Origin of the sequence: Luteimonas salinisoli, assembly GCF_013425525.1 — a bacterium.
GTDB classification, from domain to species: Bacteria; Pseudomonadota; Gammaproteobacteria; order Xanthomonadales; family Xanthomonadaceae; genus Luteimonas; species Luteimonas salinisoli.
Map to the genome: position 1 here is coordinate 26155 of NZ_JACCKA010000082.1, position 23008 is coordinate 49162.

The 23008-nt window shown below is 70.4% G+C and carries 20 protein-coding genes; 7 read left to right on the plus strand and 13 right to left on the minus strand.

The window, feature by feature from the left end; translation table 11 throughout:
• Positions 1–10 precede the first annotated feature (10 nt).
• Both H0E84_RS14575 and H0E84_RS14580 read right to left on the minus strand, forming a co-directional pair.
• Complete coding sequence (locus tag H0E84_RS14575; RefSeq protein WP_180679375.1) at positions 11–1378, minus strand: serine hydrolase; 1368 nt, start codon at positions 1376–1378, stop codon at positions 11–13.
• Positions 1379–1517: 139 nt separating this feature from the next.
• Positions 1518–2768 (minus strand): formimidoylglutamate deiminase, encoded by a 1251-nt coding sequence (locus tag H0E84_RS14580; protein WP_180679376.1) that lies wholly within the window; start codon positions 2766–2768, stop codon positions 1518–1520.
• 92 nt (positions 2769–2860) lie between these two features.
• Here H0E84_RS14580 and hutI point away from each other — a divergent pair, with 92 nt between their 5' ends.
• Positions 2861–4093, plus strand: a complete 1233-nt coding sequence (gene hutI, locus H0E84_RS14585; protein WP_180679377.1) for an imidazolonepropionase — start codon at positions 2861–2863, stop codon at positions 4091–4093.
• Between the two features lie 58 nt (positions 4094–4151).
• On the plus strand, positions 4152–5351 hold the full coding sequence (locus H0E84_RS14590) for a dipeptidase (RefSeq protein WP_180679378.1): 1200 nt from the start codon (positions 4152–4154) through the stop codon (positions 5349–5351).
• 174 nt (positions 5352–5525) lie between these two features.
• Here H0E84_RS14590 and H0E84_RS14595 read toward each other — a convergent pair whose 3' ends face one another.
• Together H0E84_RS14595 and H0E84_RS14600 are read right to left on the minus strand one after the other, a co-directional pair.
• Positions 5526–5705, minus strand: a complete 180-nt coding sequence (locus H0E84_RS14595) for a 30S ribosomal protein THX (protein ID WP_180679379.1) — start codon at positions 5703–5705, stop codon at positions 5526–5528.
• Between the two features lie 79 nt (positions 5706–5784).
• A complete protein-coding gene (locus H0E84_RS14600) occupies positions 5785–6180 on the minus strand; it encodes a MerC domain-containing protein (RefSeq protein ID WP_180679380.1) in 396 nt (131 codons plus the stop codon).
• A 117-nt stretch (positions 6181–6297) separates the two neighbouring features.
• Here H0E84_RS14600 and H0E84_RS14605 point away from each other — a divergent pair, with 117 nt between their 5' ends.
• Positions 6298–8505 carry a TonB-dependent receptor gene (locus H0E84_RS14605; RefSeq protein ID WP_180679381.1) on the plus strand — a complete coding sequence of 736 codons (2208 nt, stop codon included), beginning with the start codon at positions 6298–6300 and terminating at the stop codon, positions 8503–8505.
• A 167-nt stretch (positions 8506–8672) separates the two neighbouring features.
• Here H0E84_RS14605 and H0E84_RS14610 read toward each other — a convergent pair whose 3' ends face one another.
• From H0E84_RS14610 to gltX, 3 genes are read right to left on the minus strand one after another with little or no spacing between them, the layout of a single operon-like run.
• The gene (locus H0E84_RS14610) at positions 8673–9182 is read right to left on the minus strand and encodes a transcriptional repressor (protein WP_180679382.1); all 510 of its coding nucleotides are present in this window, start codon (positions 9180–9182) and stop codon (positions 8673–8675) included.
• A gap of 57 nt (positions 9183–9239) precedes the next feature.
• Positions 9240–9773 (minus strand): P-loop nucleotide/nucleoside kinase family protein, encoded by a 534-nt coding sequence (locus tag H0E84_RS14615; protein ID WP_180679383.1) that lies wholly within the window; start codon positions 9771–9773, stop codon positions 9240–9242.
• Between the two features lie 2 nt (positions 9774–9775).
• Complete coding sequence (gene gltX, locus H0E84_RS14620; RefSeq protein ID WP_180679384.1) at positions 9776–11176, minus strand: glutamate--tRNA ligase; 1401 nt, start codon at positions 11174–11176, stop codon at positions 9776–9778.
• A gap of 67 nt (positions 11177–11243) precedes the next feature.
• Here gltX and lpxH point away from each other — a divergent pair, with 67 nt between their 5' ends.
• The gene (lpxH, locus tag H0E84_RS14625; protein WP_180679385.1) at positions 11244–11978 is read left to right on the plus strand and encodes a UDP-2,3-diacylglucosamine diphosphatase; all 735 of its coding nucleotides are present in this window, start codon (positions 11244–11246) and stop codon (positions 11976–11978) included.
• Between the two features lie 223 nt (positions 11979–12201).
• Here the strand turns inward: lpxH and H0E84_RS14630 are convergent, their stop codons facing one another.
• From H0E84_RS14630 to H0E84_RS14650, 5 genes are all read right to left on the minus strand, one after another.
• Entirely contained in the window at positions 12202–13050 is an 849-nt protein-coding gene (locus H0E84_RS14630; protein ID WP_180679386.1) for a ferritin-like domain-containing protein, read from the minus strand.
• A 112-nt stretch (positions 13051–13162) separates the two neighbouring features.
• The gene (gene purF / locus H0E84_RS14635) at positions 13163–14635 is read right to left on the minus strand and encodes an amidophosphoribosyltransferase (protein ID WP_180679387.1); all 1473 of its coding nucleotides are present in this window, start codon (positions 14633–14635) and stop codon (positions 13163–13165) included.
• A gap of 141 nt (positions 14636–14776) precedes the next feature.
• Positions 14777–15724, minus strand: a complete 948-nt coding sequence (locus H0E84_RS14640; protein WP_180679447.1) for an SPOR domain-containing protein — start codon at positions 15722–15724, stop codon at positions 14777–14779.
• Between the two features lie 58 nt (positions 15725–15782).
• Positions 15783–17060: a bifunctional tetrahydrofolate synthase/dihydrofolate synthase gene (folC, locus tag H0E84_RS14645; RefSeq protein ID WP_180679388.1), complete on the minus strand. Its 1278-nt coding sequence runs from the start codon at positions 17058–17060 to the stop codon at positions 15783–15785.
• Between the two features lie 57 nt (positions 17061–17117).
• Positions 17118–17765: a histidine phosphatase family protein gene (locus H0E84_RS14650; protein ID WP_180679389.1), complete on the minus strand. Its 648-nt coding sequence runs from the start codon at positions 17763–17765 to the stop codon at positions 17118–17120.
• Positions 17766–18323: 558 nt separating this feature from the next.
• Here H0E84_RS14650 and H0E84_RS14655 point away from each other — a divergent pair.
• Positions 18324–19568: a beta-ketoacyl-[acyl-carrier-protein] synthase family protein gene (locus H0E84_RS14655; RefSeq protein WP_180679390.1), complete on the plus strand. Its 1245-nt coding sequence runs from the start codon at positions 18324–18326 to the stop codon at positions 19566–19568.
• Between the two features lie 24 nt (positions 19569–19592).
• Positions 19593–20495 (plus strand): crotonase/enoyl-CoA hydratase family protein, encoded by a 903-nt coding sequence (locus H0E84_RS14660; protein ID WP_180679391.1) that lies wholly within the window; start codon positions 19593–19595, stop codon positions 20493–20495.
• An 8-nt stretch (positions 20496–20503) separates the two neighbouring features.
• Here H0E84_RS14660 and H0E84_RS14665 read toward each other — a convergent pair whose 3' ends face one another.
• Entirely contained in the window at positions 20504–22630 is a 2127-nt protein-coding gene (locus tag H0E84_RS14665; RefSeq protein WP_180679392.1) for a sensor histidine kinase, read from the minus strand.
• A gap of 67 nt (positions 22631–22697) precedes the next feature.
• On the opposite strand from H0E84_RS14665, the gene H0E84_RS14670 reads away from it, so the two are divergent.
• The gene (locus tag H0E84_RS14670) at positions 22698–22949 is read left to right on the plus strand and encodes an acyl carrier protein (protein ID WP_180679393.1); all 252 of its coding nucleotides are present in this window, start codon (positions 22698–22700) and stop codon (positions 22947–22949) included.
• Positions 22950–23008 lie beyond the last annotated feature (59 nt).

Below are 23008 nucleotides of genomic sequence, written 5' to 3' on the forward strand. Positions count from 1 at the left end.
GATTCCGGCGTCACTGCCGTTCCCCCTGGAGCACCTGCCCGCCCTGGTGCAGCTCGAGCGCGTCGACACGATCGCCGCCGTCGCGGCGGAAACGGATCTCGATCCCGAACGCCGGGGCTTCGAACACATCATCGGCGCGCGCCTCGAGCGGGAATTCATCCTGTCCCGTGGCCTGTGCGTACAGCACACCGGCACGTTCGCGCACGAGCAGCGAGAAGCCCGGCATCAGCGGGTACTCGCCGGCATAGCCGGCAAGCGCCTCGGGCGTCAGCTCCACGGCGGAAGCGGTGCGCGGCTTGCCCAGCGGCAGCCGCGCGTCGAGCAGGTGGTTGCCGATGTCGCCCAGTCCACCGAGTTCGTGCAGCGCGGTATCCGACAGCACCACGACTCCCCGCTCGCGCCCGGTATCGAGAGCGACGTACGACGAGAATCCTCCGGTCCCGCCCTCGTGGACGTGCACGCTGCGTCCGTCCAGCGGCGCCAGCAGCCAGTTCATCGCCATCGGCCGCGCCTCCGTGCCCGCCAACGGCGCACGCGTCATCTTCAGCGCAGCGTCCAGCCGCGGTTCGACCTCGATCTGCCCGAGCTGCGCCTGGACGTAGCGGACCATGTCGTCCAGGGTCGCGCGCACCCCGCCCGCGCCCGCCAGGTCGACGTGGAAGCGCCACGGCGGCGTCGCCTGCCCCTCGGCGGTGTGGCCGGCCGCGGCGCGGACGCCGTCCGGCCGCTGCACCACATGGGCGCCGTCCATCCCCAGCGGCGTGAACAACCGCCTGTCGAGCAGGGTCTCCAGATCCTCTCCGGCGCGATGCGCGACGGCCCAGGAGAGCAGCATCGCCGCGAAGTTCGAATACTCGAACTCCATCCCCGGCGCCCGCGTCAGCGTGGTGCGCCCGAGGGCCGCGCGCAGACCTTCGAGGTCCAGCGCCGCATACGGGTCGCGGAAATCGGCATCCTCCATGCCCGGCGGCAGCCGCGGCAGGCCGGACGTGTGGGCGACCACGTGGCGCAGCAGGATCGGCCTGCCTTCGAACACGGGCATGGCGGCGGTCTCCGGCAGCCAGTCCGCCAGCGGATCGTCCAGCGAGCCCTCGCCCCCCACGATCAGGTCGGCCAGCAGCGCTGCGGTCATGGTCTTGGCGACCGATCCGATCTCGAAGGCGGCATCGGCACCGATGCGATCGCGGTCGGCCGGGTCGGCGCAGCGCCAGGCGCGCGCCACCTGCCCGGCGTCGACCACCGCGGCGGCGAAGCAGGCGCCGGTGCGGTCGCCGGACAGGCGCCGGTCGAGGGTGGCGGCGAGTTCGGCGTCGCTCATGGCCTGCGCCGTTCCGCTGGCGGCCAGCGCCAGGACGAGAACGCAAGTGTGGAAGTTCATGGCGGGTTTCCTCTCGGTTCCGGGACGGCGCCATCCTCGCGGACACCGCTCGCCGCCGCAGGCCCTTGCGACGAAGCCCCCGCGACCGGGGACGAAACCGCTCCCGGCGGCCGCGAACTTCCCCCGGCCGGGCGCCGGCTCAATCGCGGGCGAGCAGCCCGCGCATCGCCGTCGCGTAGCCCGCGGCGATGCGCTCGCCCAGCGGATGGCGGCCTTCGCTCACCACGGTGCGCCCACCCACGCGGGTCTCGCGCAGCAGCGGCCGGTTGCCGCTGAAGATCCAGCGGTCGGCGACGTCGTCCGCCGATGCGCCGGCCAGCGCCGGGGCCTCGGCGTCCAGCAGGATCGCGTCGTCGCCGGCGGAGAAGCCGGTGGCGCGCACCGCGCCCGCCACCGCGCCGCGCAGCAGGGTCTCGCCGACGCTGTCGATGCCGCGGCCGGCGGCGACGTTGCGGTGGCCGGTGTGCAGGCGCTGGCCGTATTCCAGCCAGCGCAGTTCCTCCACCGGCGAGATCGAGATGTGCGAGTCCGAGCCGACGCCCCAGCGGCCGCCGGCCTCCAGGTAGGGGCGCAGCGGGAACAGCCCATCGCCGAGGTTGGCCTCGGTGGTCGGGCACAGCGCGACCGTGGCGCCGCTGCCGGCGATGCGCGCGATCTCCGCCTCTACCAGATGCGTGGCGTGCACCAGGGTCCAGCGCGCGTCGACCTCGAAACGGTCGTACAGCCACTCCACCGGTCGCGCGTCGCGCACCGCCAGGCAGTCCTGCACCTCGCCCACCTGCTCGGCGATGTGGATGTGCACCGGCAGCGAATCCGGCAGCGCCGCCAGGGTCTCGCGCATCGCCGCCTCCGGCACCGCGCGCAGGCTGTGGAAGGCGATGCCGGTGCGCAGCAGGTCGCCGTCGAGCGCGCGCAGGCCGTCCACCAGGCGCAGGAAGGCGTCGACGCGATGGCCGAAGCGCCGCTGCCGCGGCGCCAGGGTGCGTCCGTCGAAGCCGCCGGTCATGTACAACACCGGCAGCAGGGTCAGGCGGATGCCGGTTTCGCGCGCCGCCTCGATCAGCGCCAGCGCCATCGCCGCCGGATCGTCGTGGGGGGCGCCGTCCGGCCGGTGGTGCAGGTAGTGGAACTCGCACACGCCGGTGTAGCCGGCTTCCAGCATCTCCACGTATGCCTGCGCCGCCACCGCGCGCAGCGTGTCCGGGGTCATCCGCGCGGCGAAGCGGTACATGGTCTCGCGCCAGGTCCAGAAGCTGTCGTGGCCGGCACCCGGCGAGGCGCCGCGCCGCTCGGCCAGCCCGGCCATCGCGCGCTGGAAGGCGTGGGAATGCAGGTTGGCGATGCCGGGCAGGCGCCAGCCATCGGGTTCGCGTGCGACGAGTGCGTTCATGAGGCCATTGTGCCGCGCACGCGCGGCGGAAACGATCCCTGCCCCCTCCGGGCCGGGGCGGGCCGGTTCCCGGCGTCCCGTACAATCGTGCAATGAACGATCCGCAGCAGGCCCCCTGGGACGGACTGGTCGTCGGCGTGTCGCTGGCGACGCTCGACGGCGGCAGCGGCTACGGCGAGGTGGAAGACGCGGCGCTGGGCTGGCGCGAAGGCACCATCGTCCATGCCGGGCCGCGCACCGCGCTGCCGGCGGATCCGAACGCGCTGTCGGGGGCCGTGATCGACGCTGGCGGCGGCTGGATCACCCCGGGACTGGTCGACTGCCACACCCACCTGGTGTTCGCCGGCGACCGCGCCGGCGAATTCGAGCAGCGGCTGCAGGGCATGGGCTACGAGGAGATCGCGCGCGCCGGCGGTGGCATCGCTTCCACCGTGCGCGCGGTGCGCTCCGCCGGCGAGGATGCACTGCTGGAGCAATCGCTGCCGCGCGCGCGCGCGCTGACGGCCGACGGTGTCACCACCCTCGAGATCAAGTCCGGCTACGGCCTGGAATTCGACGGCGAGCGGCGGATGCTGCGGGTGGCGCGGCGGGTCGGCGAGGAGCTGGGCGTCGCCGTGCGCACCACCTACCTGGCCGCCCACGCGCTGCCGCCCGAGTTCGCCGGCCGTGCCGACGCCTACATCGACGCGGTCGTCGAGTGGCTGCCGCGCCTGCACGCCGAGGGGCTGGTCGACGCGGTCGATGCCTTCGTCGAGCGGATCGGGTTCACCGCCGCGCAGGCGCGGCGGGTGTTCGAGGCAGCGCGGGCGCTGGGCCTGCCGGTGAAACTGCATGCAGACCAGCTCAGCGACGGCGGCGGCGCGGCGCTGGTGGCCGGCTTCGATGGCCTTTCCGCCGACCACGTCGAGCACACCGGCGAGGCCGGGGTGCAGGCGATGGCCGCCGCCGGCACGGTGGCCGTGCTGCTGCCCGGCGCCTTCCACGTGCTGCGCGAGACCAGGCTGCCGCCGGTGGACGCGTTCCGCGTCCACGGCGTGCCGATGGCCGTGGCCACCGACTGCAATCCCGGCACCTCGCCGCTGCTGTCGCTGCGCCAGGCGATGCAGCTGGCCTGCACCCATTTCCGGCTGACGCCCGAGGAGGCGCTGCGCGGCGCCACGGTCAACGCCGCGCGCGCGCTCGGGCTGCGCGACCGCGGCGTGCTGCGGCCCGGCATGCGCGCCGATTTCGTGCACTGGGCGATCGCGCGGCCGGCCGAACTCTGCTACTGGCTCGGCGGGCAGCTGGCCACCAGCGTCCATGCCGGCGGCCGCCGCATTGCCTGAGCGCATGTGCCGTCGCGCGCAAGGCCGTACTCGTCGTCCACCCGTCCCTGGAGGAATCATGCACCGACCCACCCTGTTCTGCTGCGCCCTGCTGTTCGCCGCCGCCGCCACCGCGCAGGACGCGCCCGGGGCCGCGACCCGGCTGGCGCGGGACGCGATCATCGTCGACACCCACATCGATGCTCCCGGCATCCTGATGGACCGCTGGGCCGACCTGGGCGTGGAGGCGCCGGACCGGGAATTCGACTATCCGCGTTCGCGCACGGGTGGCCTCGACGTCGCCTTCATGTCGATCTACACCTCGGCGCGGCAGGACGACGACGGCGAGGCCTGGCAGGCGGCCCACGCGCAGATCGACGCGGTCGAAGCCGTCGCAGCGCGCCACCCGGACAAGTTCGCGATCCTGCGCTCGCCCGGCGAGGTCGACGCGCTGCGCGCGGGCGACCGGGTGCTGCTGGCGCTGGGCATGGAGAACGGCGCGCCGATCGGCGACGACATCGCCGAGCTGCAGCGCTTCTTCGACCGCGGGGTGCGCTACGTCACCCTCGCCCACAGCGCCAACAACCGCATTTCCGATTCTTCCTACGCCCTGGAGAAGCGCTGGAACGGCCTCAGCCCGTTCGGCCGCGAAGTGGTGGCGGAGATGAACCGGCTCGGCATCATGGTCGACGTCTCGCACCTGTCCGACGCGGCGGTGGCGCAGGCGGTGGAACTGAGCAGCGTGCCGGTGATCGCCAGCCACTCGGCGCTGCGCCATTTCACCCCCGGCTTCGAGCGCAATCTCAGCGACGATCTGGCCCGCGCGATCGCCGCGCGCGGCGGCGTGGTGCAGATCCCGTTCGGCAACGCCTTCGTCAACCCGCAGGCGGCCGCCGATACCCAGGCCTATTTTCGCGCCGTGGCCGATTTCGACCGCCGCAACCGCGAGCTCGAGGCCGCCGGCCAGCCACTGCAGAGCCGCCAGGCCTTCGAGGAGCAATGGGAAGCCGACCACCCGATGCCGCCGACGGCGATCGACGCGGTGCTCGACCAGATCGACTACGCCGTCGAACTGATCGGCGAAGACCACGTCGGCATCGGCTCGGATTTCGACGGCGTCGGCGGCAACCTGCCGGAGGGATTGCGCACGGTGGCCGACTTCCCCAACCTGGTCGCGGGCATGCAGGAGCGCGGGCATTCGGAACAGGTCATCCGCAAGGTCCTGGGCGGCAACCTGCTGCGGGTGTGGAAGGAAGTGGAAGCCGGCTCGGCCCGCTGATCGCCCTGGCGCCGCGGGACCACGGGCCCGCCGGCGCAGCCGCCCTGGTGGCGCGGCCCATCGCGCCGCCAGCGATTCCGGGGTAAGCCGGCCCATCGAATCGCCGGCAACGACCGCCAGGAACGGAGAAGGCCCGCTTGCGCGGGCCTTCGTGCGTGAATCCTGCAGCCTGGATCAGCCCTTGGCGACGGTCTTCTTCACCACGGCCTTCTTCGCCGCCGGCTTGACCACCGACTTCTTCGTCACCGCCGACTGGGTCGCGGTGGCCGGCTTCGCGACCGCGTGCGCGCGCGAATTGCCGTAGCTGGAGTTGTAGCGCTTGCCCTTGAGGGTCTTGCGATCGCCCTTGCCCATGATCTGCTCCTGATGTCCTGCCTGTACGGTTGCGCCCGGTCTCGGCGCCGAGGCCGCGAATGCTAGCACGCAGCGCCGCTCAGCGGCCGTCGAGGCCGTGGGTGAGGCGCAGGTTGAGCAGGTGCGCGCCGGCCAGCAGCAGGCCGCCGGCGACCATGATCGCGGCATGGCCCAGGGTATGGTCGTGCAGGGGAGAGAACGCGCCCAGCCACACCAGCGCCAAGCCGGGCAGCAGCAGCGCCCAGGCCCTGAATGCGCGGTGGCGGCGATAGCCCAGGGTCATCGTGGTCAGCCCGAGCAGGGTGGCGAACACCACGAAGGCCTGGTCGAAGTCGATCCAGCCGCCGAGGTTGAGCCCCAGCGCCGGCAGCAGCGCCAGCGCCAGCGGCAACAGTGCGCAGTGCACCGCGCAGAGAAAGGAAGCGGCGAAGCCGAGACGATCTGCGTGGCGCAGGGAGGATGGGGTGGCGTCCATGACTTCCGGGGGGTTCGTTCTGGCCGATGAAACATTATAACATTCTGGCGCAGTCCCAGTGTACCGCAGCCGCGGGCCGCCCGCGGTCGCGTTCCCTTCCATTCAGCCGATGCCCCCATGACCCAGCCGACTTTCCGCTTCCGCCCCGCTCCGCTCTCTGCGGCCCTGCTCGCCTGCCTCGCCGCCCCGGCCTGGGCCCAGGATGCGCGCCATCAGGAACCCAAGGACCTGGACGCCGTCGTGGTCCGCGCCACGCCGCTGGCGAGGACGGCCGAGGACCTCGCCCGCCCCGTCGAAGTGCTGGCCGGGCAGCGCCTGGACGAGGTGCGCGCCAATTCGCTCGGCGAGACCGTCTCCCGCCTGCCGGGAACCCAGTCGTCGTACTTCGGCCCTGGCGTCGGCCGGCCGATCATCCGCGGCCTCGACGGCGCGCGGGTCCAGGTTCTCAGCGATGGGCTGGCCTCCGGGGACGTGTCCACGGTCAGCGTCGATCACGCGGTCACGATCGAACCGTTCATGGCCAACCAGATCGAGGTGCTGAAAGGCCCGTCCACCCTCCTGTACGGCAGCGGCGCGATCGGCGGCGCGGTCAACGTCGTTGATGGCCGGATCCCCGAGGCGGCGACGGAGCAACCGCTGGAGGGCCGCGCCGAACTGCGTGCCGGCAGCGTGGCCGACGAACGCACCGGGATGGTGCGCCTGGACGGCACCAACGCGGCCGGCAACCTGGTCTTCCATTTCGACGCGCTGCATCGCGAGACCGGAGACTACGACATCCCCGGATTCGCGGAACACCAGCACGACGACCACGGCGACGACGACCACGATGACGATGACGATCACGACGAAGAGCTGGCACACGGCACCCTGCCGAACAGCGCGCTGCGCACCGACTCGGGCGCGCTGGGCGTGTCGTGGGTCGGGGAGCGCGGGTTCCTGGGCGTCGGCTACAGCCTGTTCAACACCCGCTATGGCGTCCCGGGACACATGGCCCACGACGACCATGGCCACGACGACGACGACGACGACGACGATCATGACGACCACGACGAGCACGGGCACGAGGCCGGCGTGCGCGTCGTCATGGACCAGCGCCGGACCGAGCTGCGCGGCGGCCTGAACGATCTGGGCGGCTTCGAGAGCCTGCGCGTCAAGCTGGCCCACAACGAGTACACCCATACCGAGTACGAGGGCGACGAGATCGGCACCGTCTTCGACAACGACAGCGTGGAAGGCCGCCTCGAGCTGGTGCACCGCCCGCTGGCCGGGTGGGACGGGGCCTTCGGCCTGCAGTTCTCGCGCCGCGACTTCAGCGCCGTGGGCGAGGAAGCGTTCGTGCCCGACTCCAAGTCGCGCGACACCGGCGTGTTCTGGGTCGGCGAGCGCACCTTCGGCGGGCTGGACCTGGAACTCGGCGCCCGCTACGACCAGAACCGCATCGACCCCGACAGCGTCGCCGCGTCCGCGCCGTCGCGCGACTTCGACACCACCAGCCTGTCGGCGGCGGCGCGCTGGAACTTCGGGGACGATTTCCACCTGTCGTTCGGCCTCGACCGCGCGCAGCGCTCGCCCACGGCCGAGGAGCTGTACTCGGAGGGCCTCCACGTGGCCACGCAGAGCTACGAGTTCGGCGACGCGCGCCTGGACACGGAAACCGCGAACCGGGCCGAGATCGGCATGCACTGGCACAGCGGTCCGCTGCGGCTGGGCGCGGCGCTGTACCACGTGCGCTACGACGACTTCATCTATCTCGCCGAGACCGGTATCGTCGACGGCGGCATTCCCGCCCGCGTCTGGACCCAGGCCGACGCGCGCTTCAGCGGCGGCGAGATCGACCTGCAGTGGACCTTCCTGGAGAACCATGCCGGCGCCTGGGACCTGCGCGCGTTCGGCGACATCGTCCGCGGCAGGCTGGACGGCGACGGCACCCGCGAGGTGTCGTTCTCGGTGCCGCACGGCGACCATACCCACGACTACACCACCGACATCGCGCTGCACGGCAATCTCCCGCGGATCGCCCCGGCGCGCCTGGGCGGCGAGCTGCGCTGGCAATCGGCCAGCGGCAACTGGCGCGCCGGCCTCGGCGCCGTGCGCTATGCCAGCCAGGACGACATCGCCGAATACGAGGAGGAGACGGCGGGCTACACCCTGGTCCACGCCAATCTCGCCTGGCACCTCGACACTCCGGGCGGCAACGCCTGGGAAGTGTTCCTCGACGGCAGCAACCTGCTGGACCGCGAGGCGCGTCCGCACACCTCGTTCCTGAAGGAGCTGGCGCCGCTGCCGGGCCGCAACGTCAGCGCCGGGGTACGGCTGTTCTTCTGACCGAGGGTCTCGCCCTCGCCAGGGCCGCCGGCGTCATCGCCGGCGGCTCCGGGGGATCGGTCGCCGGGCCTTCATCGCCGCATGGACGCCACCGGTCCGGCGCGAGAGCGATGCAGGTCGCCGCGCCAGTGAAGCCATGGAACGGCGACACCGGTCGAAGGCGACAGCTAGGCCTTCTTGCTCCCGGCGGCCGCGCGCCCGCAGTCCGCGCACAGTCCGTGCACTTCCAGCGTCTGCGCCTGCGGCACGAAGCCGAGCGCGCGGGCGCGCTCGTCGAGCAGCCGCACCACCTGCTCGTCCTCGAGTTCGGTGGCGCCCTGGCAGCTGTCGCAGATCAGGAACGGCACCGAATGCTGATGGCTGCTGGGATGGTGGCAGGCGACGAAGGCGTTGATCGACTCGAGCTTGTGGATGAAACCGTGGCCGAGCAGGAAATCGAGCGCGCGATAGACCGTCGGCGGCGCCGCGGCACCCGGGCCCTCGCCCTCGCGCACCTGGTCGAGCAGGTCATAGGCCTTGAGCGGCCGCCCGGCGGCGGCGATCAGCCCCAGCACATAGGCGCGGATCGGCGTCAGGCGCAGGCCGCGCTCTCGGCACGCCGACTCCACCGCGGCCACGAAACCGGCGGCGTCGTGAACGTGGTGCTTGGGATCGGTGCAGGCGTGCGTGGCGGCCATGTCCAGATGATGGTGCCGATTCGGCACCGACTCAAGCCGCGGCGATGAAACGCGGCATCAGCCCCCACTCTTCGCGCCGTGCGGCGGGATCCGCGCGACCACCGCGGCCAGGGCCGCCTCCAGCCCGGACGCGGTGTCCACGCCCAGCGTCTCGCCTTGCCAGGACTCGTAGTGCAGGGCAAGGACCGCATCCCAGGTCGGCAGCACGTGGCCGGGGATATCCGCCACCCGCCGCTCCACCCGGCGACGGTGTTCCGCGCCATCGGCGCAGGTCACCAACACATCGAGCATCCGCGCACCGCATTCCCGCGCCACCCGATGCCAGCCGTCGCGCGATTCCGCGACCGGATTGACCGAATCGGCGACCACGCTGCGGCCGAGCCGGAGGTTGTCGGCGGCGACCGCGCCAGCCAGCACGTAGCCGAGCGGGCCGATGCCACGCATCGTGGCCCCGTTCGCGACCAGCGCCTGCTCGAACGTGTCCACACGCAGGTGCACCGCCGCCAGCGCCGGCGCCAGCCGTCGCGCCAGCGCCGTCTTGCCGACACCTGGCAGGCCCGACAGCGCGACCAGCGTCGGCGTGCCGGCCAAGTTCAACCCGGGATCTTCGCCAATGCCGCGTCGATCCGTTTCAGCGCTTCGTCACGGCCCGCCAGGTAGACCGTGTGGCCGATATCCGGGCTGACCTGGGTGCCGGTGATCGCCACCCGCAGCGGCTGCGCGATCTTGCCCATGCCCAGGCCCAATGCCTCGGCGGTGGCGTGCAGCGCAGTGTTGATCTCTTCCGCGCTCCAGGCCGGCAACCGCGACAAGCGGTCGCGGGCCTCGGCCAGCGGCATGCCCGCCTCCGGCTTGAGGTGCTTGGCGACGGCCTTGTCGTCGTACTGCTCGAGCGGGCGGTACCAGACCGCCGCGCGTTCGGCCATCTCGGCCAGGGTCTGGACCCGATCGCGCAGCGCGATCACCACGTCGGCCGGGGCCGGCCCGCGGGCCAGGTCATACCCCGCCGCCTGCAGATGCCATTGCAGATACGCCGCCACCGCCTCGGGCGCGTCGCCCTTCAAGTACTGCTGGTTGAGCCATCCCAGCTTGGCCGGATCCAGGCGCGCGGCCTTGGCGTTGACGTCCTCGAGCCGGAACAGCCGCTGCATCTCGGCGATCGAGAACACCTCCTGGTCGCCGTGCGACCAGCCCAGCCGCACCAGATAGTTCAGCAGCGCGTGCGGCAGGTAGCCGGCGTCGCGGTACTGCATCACGTCGGCGGCGCCGGTGCGCTTGGACAGCTTGGCGCCGTGCTCGTCCAGGATCATCGGCAGGTGCGAGAACGCCGGTACCGCCGCGCCGAGGGCGCGGTAGATGTTGATCTGGCGCGGGGTGTTGTTGACGTGGTCGTCGCCGCGCACCACGTCGGTGATGCGCATGTCGAGGTCGTCGACCACCACGGCGAAGTTGTAGGTCGGATGGCCGTCCGGGCGCAGGATCACCAGGTCGTCGAGCTCGCTGTTGGCGATCTCGATCCGCCCCTTGACCTTGTCGTCCCAGGCCACGCTGCCGTCGAGCGGGTTCTTCAGGCGGACCACGCGGTTGGGATCCTCGCGCCGGGGCGCATCGCGGTCGCGGTAGGCGCCGTTGTAGCGCGGCTTGTCGCCCTTCGCCATCGCCGCCTCGCGCATGGCGTCGAGCTCCTCCCGGGACTCGTAGGCGTAGTAGGCCTGTCCGTCCGCGAGCAGCTGCTCGGCGACCTCGCGATAGCGCTCCAGTCGCGCGGTCTGGTAGATCGGGCCTTCGTCATAGTCGAGGCCGAGCCAGTCCATCGCCTGCAGGATCGCGTCGATCGCCGCCTGGGTACTGCGCTCGCGGTCGGTATCCTCGATCCGCAGCACGAACTGCCCGCCGGCGCGGCGCGCCTCCAGCCAGCAGTACAGCGCGGTGCGGGCACCGCCGATGTGGAGATAGCCGGTGGGGCTGGGGGCGAAGCGGGTGCGGACGGTCATGGGCGGCAGCCTGTGCGGGACCGGCATTCTAGCGGAGCGGCGGCAGGCGGGCAGGTATCATGGCCCGATGACCACGCTCTTCATTGCCGATCTGCATCTCGATCCGGAGCGCCCGGAGATCACCCGCCTGTTCGGCGAGTTCGTCGACGACGAGGCGCATGGCGCCGATGCGCTGTACATCCTCGGCGACCTGTTCGAATCCTGGGTGGGCGACGACGATCCATCCGAGGCCGGCGTGTTCGTCGCCGAGCGCCTGAAACGGCTGGCGGACGCCGGGGTACCGGTCTACTTCATGCACGGCAACCGCGATTTCATGCTCGGGCGCGAATACGCGCGCCGCGCCGGCATGACGCTGCTGCCGGACCCGACGGTGATCGTGCTGCAGGGCCGCCCGGTCCTGCTGATGCACGGCGACCTGCTGTGCACCGGCGATGTCGAGTACCAGCGGATCCGCGCGCAGACGCGCGATCCGGACTGGCAGGCGCAGATGTTGGCCCAGCCGCTGCCGGCACGGCTGGCCTTCGCCCGGCAGGCGCGCGCCTCCAGCCAGTCGCGGCAGGGTGCGCTGCGCGAGGCGGGCACGATGGAGACGATCACCGACGTCGCACCGGCCACGGTCGAGGAAACCTTCGTCCGCTATGGCGTCGACACCCTGATCCACGGCCACACCCACCGCCCGGCGATCCACCGCCTCGACGTCGGCGGCCGCGCCTGCCGCCGCATCGTGCTCGGCGACTGGTACGAACAGGGCTCGGTGCTGCGCGTGCCGGACGAAGGCGAACCCGAGCTCTCCGCGCTGTAGGAGCGCGCCATGCGCGCGAAAGCCGGCACAGCCGGACGCGCCCGCGCAATCCCCGCCAATCCGGCCGGAGCCACCCACGACCTCGCGCCATGGGCCGCTCCCGGGCAAGGGGCGCTCTTCGTGGGAGCGTGCCATGCACGCGAAGACCGACGCCGTACTCCGCCCGCGATCACCGCCAGCCGACCGGAGCCACCCGCGGCCTTCGCGGCCATGGACCGCGCTCCTAGGGGTCGCGCCGGGCCGCGATGTCGAGCTCCCGCAGCGCCGCGAGTTCCGCGTCGCTGAACCCGGCGGCGCTGCGCGCGTCGAGATTGAACGGGCCGTGCAGCACGGCGCGCGCGTACTCGGCCAGCAGTTCGCGGAATCGCCGCTCCGGATCGACGCCGCGGCGCGCGCAATACCAGCGGAACCAGCGGCTCCCGGCGGCGACGTGGGCGACCTCCTCGCGCAGGATCACCTCCAGGATCGCCGCGCTGTCCTCGTCGCCGAGCGAACGCAGCTTCACGATCATCCCAGGGGTCACGTCGAGCCCGCGCGCCTCCAGCACTCGCGGCACCAGCGCCATCCGCGCCAGGCCGTCGTGGGCGGTCTTCTCGGCCATTTCCCACAGGCCGTTGTGGGCGGCGAAATCGCCGTAGTCGAAACCGAGCGCGCGCAGCCGCGTGCGCAGCATCGCGAAATGGCGCGCCTCGTCGGCGGCGATCGCGGCCCAGTCGGCGTAGAACTCGCGCGGCAGCCCGCGGAAGCGGTAGGCGGCGTCCCAGGCCAGATCGATGGCATTGAACTCGATGTGCGCAATGGCATGAATGAAAGCGGCGCGGCCCTCGGCCGTGCCGAAGCCGCGCTTGGGCAGATCGCGCGGATGCACCAGCCGTGGCCGCGCGGGACGTCCGGGCATCCCGATCGGCACGGGGGGCGGGGCCTCGCCGTCGGCTTCGAGGCGGCCCGCCGCGAACGCTTCCGCCGCGTCGAAGGTGCGCTGCAGTTTGTCCTCGCACGACGCGGCCGCAAGACAGTCGCGTGCGGCGTCGAACAGCGACCCCGATGCCGTGCGGATGCCGGTGCCGCTCATGCGCCTCCCCACCCGGTCGCGATCGCGGCCCCGCGCCCGGCGCCCACCTCCACGACGGATGCGGCGCCCACCGCAGCGGCCGCAGGCGACGACCGCGCCGCCGGCCACCGCGTCACGAGGCCAGGCGCCGCTTCTTCTTGGCCTCGTCGGAGCGCAGCTGCTGCAGGCGTTCGAAATAGCCAGGCTCGATCCCGGTCACGTACTCACCGCTGAAGCAGGAGCTGTCGAAGCGGCGGCCGGGGAACTTGGGGCCGGCGACGGCCGATTCCAGGTCGGCGAGATCCTGGTAGATCAGCCAGTCGCATCCCAGGAACTGCTCGATCTCCTTCTCGGTACGCCCGTTCGCCACCAGCTCGTCCACCGAAGGCATGTCGATGCCGTAGATGTTCGGATAGCGCACCGGCGGCGCGGCCGAGGCCAGGTAGACCTTGCGTGCGCCGGCGTCGCGCGCCATCTGCACGATCTGCTTGGAGGTGGTGCCGCGCACGATCGAATCGTCGACCAGCAGCACCACGCGGCCGCGGAACTCCAGCGGGATCGGGTTGAGCTTGCGCTTGACCGACTTGGCGCGCTCGCCCTGCCCGGCCATGATGAAGGTGCGGCCGACGTAGCGGTTCTTGATGAAGCCCTCGCGATACTTCACGTCGAGCACGTTGGCGATCTCGAGCGCGGAATCGCGCGAGGTGTCGGGGATCGGAATCACCACGTCGATGTCGTGGTCGGGGCGCTCGCGCAGGATCTTCTCCCCCAGCGTCACGCCCATGCGCATGCGCGCCTTGTGCACCGAGATGTCCTCGATCATCGAGTCCGGGCGTGCGAAGTAGACGTATTCGAAGATGCACGGCGCGCGCATCACCGATTCGGCGCACGAGCGGTGGTGGAGCTCGCCGCGTGCGGTGACCACGATGCCTTCGCCCGGCGCCACGTCGCGCAGGCGCTCGAAGCCGAGGATGTCCAGCGCCACCGACTCCGACGCCACCGCGTACTCCGTGCCGGTCTCGGTGACCCGCCTGCCCAGCACCAGCGGGCGAATGCCGTGTGGATCGCGGAACGCCACCAGCCCGAGCCCGAGCACCGTGGCGACCGCGGCATAGCCGCCGGTGGAGCGGCGGTGCAACCCCTCGATGGCCTTGAACGCGGCCTCCGGCGTGAGCGCGCGCTCGCGATCGAGCTCGTGCGCGAAAACGTTCAGCAGCACCTCCGAATCCGACTCGGTATTGATGTTGCGGCGGTCCTCCTCGAAGACTTCCTGCCGCAGCGCGTCGGTATTGATCAGGTTGCCGTTGTGCGCCAGCGCGATGCCGTAGGGCGAATTGACGTAGAACGGCTGCGCCTCGTCGTGGCCCTCGCTGCCGGCGGTGGGATAGCGGCAGTGGCCGATGCCGACGCGCCCGACCAGCAGGGCGATGGCCTTGTCGTCGAACACGTCGCGCACCAGGCCGTTGCCCTTGTGCACGCGCAGCTGGTTGCCGTTGGCGGTGGCGATGCCGGCCGCGTCCTGGCCGCGGTGCTGCAGCACGGTCAGCCCGTCGTAGAGCGCCGCCGCGACTTCAGTGGTTGCAACGATGCCGATGATGCCGCACATGGTGTCCGCCTGTGTTTCGGGAATGGCCGGCCCCTCGCTCCGCGAGGACGTCCGGTCGCTGCGGCCCGCGGACCGCCGCCCCGGCGGTCCGCGCCGGGGCCTGGACGCGCGCCTTCCGCGGCGCGCGTTATCGCGACGCGCTCAGGGGTGCGAACGCACCATGCCGGCGACGCCGAGCCGGCCCTCGATCCTGGACTTGAGCTGTTCGGCCTCGGCGCGGCTGACGACCGGCCCGGCCTTGACCCGGGTCAGCCTGCCCTTGTCGGTGTCCACCGTGTCGGTGAATGCGCTGAAACCGGCACCGCGCACGCGCTCGCGCAGCGCCTCGGCCTCGGCGGTGCGGCTGAACGCCCCCAGCTGCACTACGAACCCGACGTCGGCAGCGGCCGCGGGCGCGGGGGTCTCCGGTCGCGTCTGCGGTTGCGCGGGCTGCTGCTGAGGAACCTGCTGCTGCGCGACCTGCTGCTGCGGAGACTGCGCCGGCGCAGCGTCGAGCGCCACCACCTGGGCCTCGTTCGGGCGTACCTGGGCGGCGTGCACGCGCACGGCCTCGGCCTCGGCGCGGGTCGCATAGGGCCCGATGAGCACCCGCCACACCGGCTTTCCGGAGACGGTGGCGCGGCTCTGCGTGGCCGGCAGTTCCGCCTCGCGCAGTCGCGCGGCCACGGCGTCGGCGTCGTCGCTGCTGCCGTAGCTGCCGAAGCGGACCGCATAACCGCCGCCGGCGGTCGTCGCCGGGAGCGCCGGGGACGGTTCCGCCGCCGGCCCGGCATCCGCGGCCTCCGTCCGGCCGGCGGCCAGGTCGGCGGCGTCGGAACGACGCTCCTCGGCGGTATCGACGGTCGCCAGGCGATCGTCCCCCGACTCCGGGTCCATGCCGACCGCACCGCCGGCGCCGGGTTCGGCAGGCGCCAGCAGGGGCAGCTCGCGGGTGATGGTGCCGTCCCGCGGCTCGTCGGGCAGCTGCAGCGACAGGTCCGAAGCGCCGCTGTCCGGCGCCGGCCCCTTGACCAGCATCGGCAGGAAGATCACCGCCAGCGCGGCCAGCACGGCGGCACCGACCAGGCGCTGTTTCAGTCCGGAATCCATCGACATCGTCGCGTGCGGGAAGGCCGCCGAATTATACGCCGCATGACGCGACGACTTCTTAATGCCGGCCGTGCAGCTTCGCCAGCGCCGCCGCGGCGGTATGGAACGATCCGGCCACCAGCACCCGGTCGCCGTGCGCAGCGCTTCCCAGGGCCGCCGCCAGTGCCGCAGCCACGGTGGCGTGGACGCTGCCGCGCGCCGCCGCGGTCCCCGCCAGGCGGGCGGCGAAGGCGGATCCCTCCTGCCCGCGTGGGCCGGCGTCGGGCAGCCCCGCGAGATACCAGGCGTCCACCGCGTGCTCCAGGGCCGCGACCACGCCTGCGGCATCCTTGTCCGCGAGCGCGGCGTACACGGCATGGGTGCGTCCGGAAGGGGGCGTGGCGCGCAGCCAGTCCGCGAGCACGCGCGCCGCCTGCGGGTTGTGGCCGACGTCCACCACGATCTCCACCCCGTCGCGCTGCAGGCGCTGCAGGCGCGCCGGCAGTTCTGCCGAGGCGAGCCCCGCTACGATCGCCGCCTTCGGCAGGCTGCGCCGCAGCGCGCGCAGCGCCGCGATCGCGGTCGCCGCGTTGCGCCGCTGCACCGCGCCGGGCAGCCGCGGATCGGGCAGATCGACGGCGTAGCCGACCTCGCGCCAGCGCCAGCCCCCGCCGGCGAGGGGCTCGAACATGAAGTCGCTGCCGGCGCGGATCGCCGAGGCGCCGATCGCATAGGCATGGCCGAGCACGCTGGAAGGCGGATCGTCCTCGCCCAGCACCAGCGGTTTCCAGGCGCGGGCGATGCCGGCCTTCTCGTGCCCGATCGCCTCGCGGTCGGCGCCCAGCCAGTCCTGGTGATCGAGGTCGACCGTGGTGATCACCGCCACGTCGGCGTCGACCAGATTGACGGCGTCGAGGCGTCCGCCGAGCCCGACCTCGAGGACCGCCAGGTCGAGCCGCTGGCGCGCGAACAGCCATAGCGCCGCCAGGGTGCCGAACTCGAAGTAGGTCAGCGGGACGGCCGGGGCGGCGAGTCGCGCCGTCTCGATGGCCGCGAACGCCTCGACCAGCGCCGCATCGTCCGCCGGCCGGCCGTCGACGCGCACGCGCTCGTTGTAGTCGAACAGGTGCGGCGAGGTGTACGCGCCGACCCGCCAGCCCGCGGCGCGCGCGATCGCCTCGATGAAGGCGACGGTGGAGCCCTTGCCGTTGGTGCCGGCCACGGCGATCGTCCGGCGCGCCGGGCGCCGCAGCCGCAGGCGTTCGGCCACCGCGCGCGCGCGCTCGAGTCCCATCTCGATCTCGCGGGGGTGCTGGCGTTCGATGTGGCCGAGCCAGTCGGCAAGGGTGCGGGGCATGGCGATCTGCAGTCGTGATGTCGTCGCCGCGGCGCGGACCCCGCGGCTGTCGGGCGCCTAGAGCGCCCGATGCACCGCTTCGCCGAACAGCGGCGTGTGGTGGGCGCAGTCGTTCAGCCGCACCACCTCCAGCGTATCGGCGCTGCCGCCCTCGAGCAGGTTCATGCTGGTCGGGGCCTGGCGGAAGCTCCACAGCCGCGAGAACGGGATCCCCAGCACATGGCAGAGGATCACCCGGTTGACCGCGTCGTGCGCCACCACCAGCACCGTGGCGTCCGCGCCGAGCCCCTCGCAGGCGCGTTGCAGCGCCGGCCACGCGCGGTCGAAGACATGCTGCAGCGACTCGCCGCCGTCGGGCATCAGCACGCTGTCCGGCGCGTCGCGCCAGGCCTGCAGCCGCTCGGGGTCGCGGTCGCGGATCTCGCTGGCGAGCAGGCCCTCCCAACTGCCATGGGCGATCTCGAGCAGCCCCGAGTCGGTTCGCAGCCGGTCCGCGCGCGCGGGCCCGAGCACCAGTTGCGCGGTGCGCTGCGCACGCGACAGCGGCGAAGCGACCGCGCGGTCGATCGCCAGGTCGCGCAGGCGCAGGCCCAGCGCCTCGGCCTGGGCCTCGCCGACCGGCGAGAGCGGAATGTCCTCCCGGCCCTGGTAGCGGCCCTCGGCGTTCCATGGGGTCTCGCCGTGGCGGACCAGCAGAATCCTCATGTCGTTGCGTCCTCGTGTTCCGGTCGGTGTACGCGCGGCCGACGCCCGCACCCGCGAAAAGGGCACCGAACCGTCGCGCGCGCCGCGGCCGGCGCAGGGTAGCAGAGCCGGACGTGCGGACCGCTCGGGCCCGTCGGCCGGCGCAGTGGCGGCGCCGCGAACCTCGCCGCACCGGCGCCGCTCCGGAGGCAGGCCGTCGTCCCCGCCGCCCAGCACCGGTGCCGGCAAGGGTGGCCGCCATCCGTACGCCTGGGGTGGCCGCCGCCGCGCAGGGAAAACCAGCCTCGCTGTCCATCCGCACGGCCCGCCTGCCGCACGTCGCGGGGAGTATCCCGTCGATGCATTCGTAGCGCCTTCATCTTGAATACTGGAGGCTGCGCGAAAGCAGGCGGCACTCACCGGAAGGGATAGACGACTCGCCGGGCTTTTCGCTGTCCAGTGACGGGTCTGGGCTTCGGTGCTACCGTCAAACCACGCACAGTCCACACGCTGGCTGCGCGTACCTGTGCCAGGGAGGGGTCTGGTACGCCGGCTGGCCTCCTCGAGGGCCATTCCGCAATGTCGTTGCAACGCGTCGCTATCACCGGCTTGGGGATCTTGTCGCCTATCGGGCTGGATGCCGCCCAGGCGCTCGAATCCCTGCGCGCGGGGACGTCCGGTATCCGCCTGATCCAGGCGCCCCCGATCGCGAAGTCGTTCGCCGCGGGCGTCATCCCGCACTCGTTCGAAGAGCATTTCACCAAGCTCGAGCGCCCCTTCCTCGACCGCTGCCAACATCTGGCGATCCTGGCCGCCCGGCAGGCCCTCCAGGAGGCCGGGCTGCCGGAGCAACTCGCGGGCTATGGACAGCGCGCCGGTGTCTATTACGGCAACGTCAACGGCGGCGCCGCGACGACGGTTGCCTGGACGCGCGATCTCCACGTCGAGGGCAAGGCCGCCTCACGGCCATTCACTGCCATGGCGATCATGGGCAACGCCGGCGCCGCCCAGGTCGCCATCCGCCACAAGATCCTTGGCCCGGTCATCACCAACGCCAGCGCCTGCGCCTCGTCCGGCGTCGCCATTGGCGAGGCCGGTCGAGCGATCGCGCACGGGTATGCCGACGTGATCCTCGCGGGAGGGGCGGAGGCCCCCCTGACGGCTGGGGTCTTTGGCACCTTCGACGGTACCCGGGCCATGTCGGCCCCCGACCCGGAAGACCCGTCCCGTACCTGCAAACCCTTCTCCACGGCAAGATCGGGGCTGGTCATCGGCGAGGGAGCGGCCTGGCTGGTCCTGGAGAGCGAGAAGCATGCGCTCGCTCGCGGAGCCAGGATTCATGCTTATCTCACTGGCTACGGCATCTCATCCGACTCGCACCACATCGGCATGCCGGAGACCAACGGTCAGGTCGCCGCGTTGGAGGCGGTCCTGGCCCATGCCGGGCTGCAACCGTCCGACATCGACTACATCAACGCCCACGCCACCGCGACCCGCGGAGGCGATAAGATCGAAGCCGAATCGATCAGGCGGGTATTCGGGGCCGATCGCGGAGCCCCCAGGGTCAGTTCGACCAAGGCGGTCCACGGGCACCTGATCGGCGCCGCCAGCGCACTGGAACTGTCCCTGACGATCCTGGCGATGAACGACAAGCTTCTTCCCGCCAGCGCCTTCATCGGCGAAGCCGATCCCCAGTGCGAACTCAATCACGTAGGTCCTCGTCCCGTCCCCGCACAGGACATCCGTCACGCCCTGAGTTTCTCTTGCGGGTTCGGCGGGACGAATGCCGCCCTAGTCGTTTCAACCAAACCACCAGATCGTTGAACCAACGCCCTTAGGAGCTCGAAAATGCACGCCGCCACCCTGCCGTCTGCTCAGCCCTTCAACCGCCCATCGACGGGCCGGATCAACGCCGCCATCAGGCGCCTGGCCGAGCCAACGCTCTGGCTGACGGTGAAGCCCGATGCCGCATCCGGCGTCCACAACTTCACTCCGGAGCTGATCGCCGAATTCCGGCGCACCCTCGACGAAATTTCGTTCGACAGCGCGACTGCCCGCGTCCCGCACGAGTTTCCCCGGTACGCGATCGTCCATTCGGGCGATCCGAATTATTTCAGTCAGGGCGGGGATCTGTCGTTCTTCCTCTCCTGCATTCTGAAGGGCGATGCGGAGGGTTTGCGAAGGTACTCGAGCAGCTGCCTGGACGTGCTGCTGAGCTGGTCCTCGGATTTCAAGAGCGAAATGCACACGATTTCGCTGGTGCAGGGGCGCGCCCTTGGCGGCGGATTCGAGATGGCGCTGAGTTCCGATCACATCATCGCCGAGGAACAGAGCACCTTCGGCTTTCCCGAGATCATGTTCGGCCTGTTCCCCTGCACCGGGGCGATGGGCCTGGTGAGCGCACGCACGAATCCCCACGTCGCCGAGCGGCTGATGACCGACAAGAAGGTCTATACGGCGGCGCAGCTTCTGGACATGGGGCTGATCGATCAGGTTTGTCCAACAGGCCAGGGCGAACTTGCGGTTGAGCAGTACATCGGCACCCACGCGAAACGGCGCAAGGCGAGGATGAAGGTCCAGCAGAGCCGCCACCGGATGTCGAAAATCGATCCGGAAGAAGGATTGCTGGTGGTCGACGACTGGGTCGAAACGGCGATGTCCCTCAGCCCGGACGAAATCCGCCAGCTGGAAATGCTGATCCTCATGCAGCACGGCGAACGCCCGGCGGAACCGAGTCTCAAGGTCGCCTGACGACCCGATCAATTGTTGACGGCGTGAGGCGGGGCGAAGCCCTGCCTCACTTCCTCCAATGCCTCGACGGTGTTCTTCAGCGTGTTCTGCAGTTCGGTCTGCCAGCGCGCCGGATCAGAAACCAGAGCATCGTTCGTCAGACCCATCATCCGGTCGGCGAGACCCGCCAGGCGCATGCACCCGACACTCAGCGATACTCCCTTCATGGAATGCGCCGAGCGATGCAGCTGCGGCAGATTGCAGGACTCGATGGCGCCCCCGAGCTCGATGTCCAATGCCTTGATGTCGGCCAGGGCGTCGCTGATGACGCTGAACAGGAACTCGGGCGTATCCTTGATCTCGCGTAGCCAGCCGATCTTGTCGTAATCGAGATATTCGACGGGAACCGAGCTGAGCTCGGCGAGCTTCTTCGGCGCCGCCGGAACAGCGGCCCCCACCGGGACGACCGCCTCCCCAGGGAAGGCCGATGCGAACGCTTCGCGAATCTTCTCGAACGTCATCGGTTTGTGGATCACGCCGGCGGCGCCCAGATCTTCGAGCAGTTGTGTCGTGCGCGAAGTGGTGTCGGCCGTCACGAAGAACGTCGGGGCGATATTGATCCTGCTGAACTGGTAGGTCTGGAAAACGGTGGCGCCATCGACGTCGTCGATGTTGTAGTCGAGGAAGAGGATGTCGAATTCCCTACTGCTCAACTGCAGGATGGCCTCCTGGCCGCTGCTGACGGCCATGACCTCATGGCCGCCCTTGAGCAACATCTCGCGCATCAGTTCCAGGTTCGTCGTATTGTCGTCGGCGATCAGCACCCGCTTGTTCGATACCAACGCTCCGCGTTGCGCGCGGGCGTCGGGTTCGGCGGGGACGGCCCGATGATCGATCGGAAACGTCAACTCGAACCAGAAGACGCTTCCCTCGCCCAGAGCGCTGTCCACCTTGAGATCGCCACCCATCCCCATGACGAGTTCCCGGGCGATCGCGGAGCCGAGCCCCGTGCCTGGCTGCGTCGGCGAGCGGCCGTCGGCCACCTGATAGAAGGGCTCGAAGATCTTCTCGTGATGCTCCGGCGCGACGCCGATGCCGGTGTCTTCCACCGCGACCCGGACCCTGTACCCCGAAGCGGTCTGTTCGATCAGACGCATCTTCAATGTCACCGAGCCGTGCTCCGTGAACTTCACCGCATTGCCGAACAGATTCGTCAGTACCGCCAGAAGCTCCTGGTAGTGGCCGATGACCGGGGACTTGATGTTCTCATCGAACTCCAGCGACACCTTCAGGCTCTTGCCTGCCGCGATCGACTCCAGGGACTTGAATGCCCGGGTTGCCGCGTACGCCAGGCTGAACGACTTCGCGGGTTCCCGACGCTTCCTTCCCTGGGTCTCGAACTTCGACAGCTCGAGCAGCTGATCGATCTCGGCCTCCAGCGTGCCGGCGAGCTGCAGTATGGCCTTGGACCGCCTGACGGTTTCCGCTTCCGAGGACTCCACTTCCAGCAGCTGGGCGGAGGCGGTGATGCCCGTGAGCGGCGTGCGAAGCTCGTGGCTGACCTTGGCCAACAGTTGCGATTTGGCGCGACTCTCGTGCTCGGCCAAGGCTTTTGCCGTCTGGATCCTCTGGATGAGGAACGATGCGTACACGGGGACCACGAGCAGAATGATCATGTACGAGATGGCGAACAGGATCTGCTCCCGCCAGGTCGGCGACACGAAGGCCACGATCGCGAAGCCGAGCAAGGACATCGCCTGGCAGATATGCATCGCCTTGGCGCCGATCCTGAATCCGAATCCGAGAACGGTGAACAGGTAGAAGCCGACGAAGATCACCGACGTATCGCCGGCGAACAACAGCCAAGCGGAGAGGAAAAGCGGGTCGAGAACGGCGGAGACCACGACTTGCTCGCGCAAATCCAGCGGCTTGCGGCGCTGGGCGAAAATGCGCATCGAGGTGGCATAGACGCCGTACAAGGCCACCAGGGCGATGGCGCCGGCCGCGCTCGCCTCCATCTTGTAGGACGTGAAATAGATGATCGAGATGACCAGCGCCACCAGCATTCCGAACGTGAGCCGGAAATGCGCCTGCGCGAGGACGTTCTTCTGAAGTTCGTCAGGCGTGTGGTCGTCCATTGCGTCGAACCGCTTCATCGGCAAACCCGCTCAGGCTATACGGTGGATATGCAAGAATTGGGCCACCACGCCCCCGGACTCTCCTATGGACAAGCAGACCATCTTGCACCGCCTCAGCGCGATCCTTCAAGACAAGTACGACGTGAAGGACGTCTCAGTCGAACCTGAGACGAAACTCTCCGAACTCGGCATCGATTCGATGATCACGGCCGATCTCATGCTCGAGATCGAGGACGCCCTGGGCTTCACCTTCACCAACATGGAAATGCCGCGGAACGCGACTGTCCAGGACGTCGTCGATGTGGTGCACCAGCACCTCGGCTCCAGCGCTTCCTAGGAGACCGCGTCGCGCCCTCCTCCGCGCGCGACCCCTGGCTGGCCTTCGCCACGTTGCGC

Coding starts and splice junctions, on each gene's coding strand:
- H0E84_RS14575 (WP_180679375.1), bottom strand. CDS start 1,378: ATGAACTTCCACACTTGCGTTCTCGTCCTGGCGCTGGCCGCCAGCGGA.
- H0E84_RS14580 (WP_180679376.1), bottom strand. CDS start 2,768: ATGAACGCACTCGTCGCACGCGAACCCGATGGCTGGCGCCTGCCCGGC.
- hutI (WP_180679377.1), top strand. CDS start 2,861: ATGAACGATCCGCAGCAGGCCCCCTGGGACGGACTGGTCGTCGGCGTG.
- H0E84_RS14590 (WP_180679378.1), top strand. CDS start 4,152: ATGCACCGACCCACCCTGTTCTGCTGCGCCCTGCTGTTCGCCGCCGCC.
- H0E84_RS14595 (WP_180679379.1), bottom strand. CDS start 5,705: ATGGGCAAGGGCGATCGCAAGACCCTCAAGGGCAAGCGCTACAACTCC.
- H0E84_RS14600 (WP_180679380.1), bottom strand. CDS start 6,180: ATGGACGCCACCCCATCCTCCCTGCGCCACGCAGATCGTCTCGGCTTC.
- H0E84_RS14605 (WP_180679381.1), top strand. CDS start 6,298: ATGACCCAGCCGACTTTCCGCTTCCGCCCCGCTCCGCTCTCTGCGGCC.
- H0E84_RS14610 (WP_180679382.1), bottom strand. CDS start 9,182: ATGGCCGCCACGCACGCCTGCACCGATCCCAAGCACCACGTTCACGAC.
- gltX (WP_180679384.1), bottom strand. CDS start 11,176: ATGACCGTCCGCACCCGCTTCGCCCCCAGCCCCACCGGCTATCTCCAC.
- lpxH (WP_180679385.1), top strand. CDS start 11,244: ATGACCACGCTCTTCATTGCCGATCTGCATCTCGATCCGGAGCGCCCG.
- H0E84_RS14630 (WP_180679386.1), bottom strand. CDS start 13,050: ATGAGCGGCACCGGCATCCGCACGGCATCGGGGTCGCTGTTCGACGCC.
- purF (WP_180679387.1), bottom strand. CDS start 14,635: ATGTGCGGCATCATCGGCATCGTTGCAACCACTGAAGTCGCGGCGGCG.
- H0E84_RS14640 (WP_180679447.1), bottom strand. CDS start 15,724: ATGGATTCCGGACTGAAACAGCGCCTGGTCGGTGCCGCCGTGCTGGCC.
- folC (WP_180679388.1), bottom strand. CDS start 17,060: ATGCCCCGCACCCTTGCCGACTGGCTCGGCCACATCGAACGCCAGCAC.
- H0E84_RS14650 (WP_180679389.1), bottom strand. CDS start 17,765: ATGAGGATTCTGCTGGTCCGCCACGGCGAGACCCCATGGAACGCCGAG.
- H0E84_RS14655 (WP_180679390.1), top strand. CDS start 18,324: ATGTCGTTGCAACGCGTCGCTATCACCGGCTTGGGGATCTTGTCGCCT.
- H0E84_RS14660 (WP_180679391.1), top strand. CDS start 19,593: ATGCACGCCGCCACCCTGCCGTCTGCTCAGCCCTTCAACCGCCCATCG.
- H0E84_RS14665 (WP_180679392.1), bottom strand. CDS start 22,630: ATGAAGCGGTTCGACGCAATGGACGACCACACGCCTGACGAACTTCAG.
- H0E84_RS14670 (WP_180679393.1), top strand. CDS start 22,698: ATGGACAAGCAGACCATCTTGCACCGCCTCAGCGCGATCCTTCAAGAC.